This is a genomic window from Algoriphagus antarcticus (assembly GCF_002150685.1).
GTDB lineage: Bacteria > Bacteroidota > Bacteroidia > Cytophagales > Cyclobacteriaceae > Algoriphagus > Algoriphagus antarcticus.
Map to the genome: position 1 here is coordinate 1 of NZ_MSSW01000074.1, position 926 is coordinate 926.

At 42.1% G+C, this 926-nt stretch carries 1 pseudogene; it reads left to right on the forward strand.

Going from position 1 to position 926, the window contains the following annotated elements:
- Nucleotides 1-920 (forward strand): annotated as a pseudogene (locus BVH04_RS21250) (IS630 family transposase); the annotation flags it as partial.
- Nucleotides 921-926 lie beyond the last annotated feature (6 nt).

The window sequence follows — 926 nt, forward strand, 5'->3', positions numbered from 1 at the left end:
TTCATCGAAGAAGGGTTTGAATGTGTTTTGGAAAGGAGACCTTCAGGCCAGAATTACAAAAAAAAGATAGATGGGGATATTGAAGCCAAATTGGTCCAACTCTGTTGCAGTGAACCGCCGGAAGGTTTTGCGAAATGGTCATTGAGGCTTTTGGCGGACCGGATGGTAGAATTGAAATATATTGATTACATATCCCACGTCACAGTGGGCGAGGTGTTAAAAAAAACGAACTTAAGCCCTGGAAAGTGAAAGGCTGGGTTATCCCGCCGGAACAGAACAGTGAATTCGTAGCCAATATGGAATATGTGCTGGACATATACAAAATGCCTTACGATGAAGACCACCCCGTTGTCTGCATGGACGAATCGCCCAAGCAGTTGATCGAAGAGGTTGCATCAACGCCCATGAAACAGGGACAGGAAGCTAGGCTGGACTATGAATACATCAGGCATGGTATTGTCAATATTTTTATGGCGAATGAACCGCTGAAAGGAAAAAGGATGGTTGAGATCACTGAGCGTAAAACAAAAACAGATTGGGCTAAATTTATCAAGAGAATAGCTGAAGAAATGTATCCACAGGCAAAAAAGATAAAACTGGTTATGGACAATTTCAAAACACATGATGCATCGGCCTTTTACGAAACATTTGAGCCGGAAGAAGCTAAACGGCTAAGAGACAGGTTTGAATTTGTTTACACCCCAAAGCATGGGAGCTGGCTGAACATGGCAGAAATCGAATTACATGTACTCAATGGCCAATGCCTAAATCGCCATATGGCTACCCAGAAGGAAATAAAATCAGAGGTGGAAGCGTGGCAAAATCACAGGAATAACAAAATCTCAAAAATCAATTGGCAGTTCACAAATGATCAGGCACGTATAAAACTGAAAAGACTCTACCCGTCAATTTCCACTTAACATAAC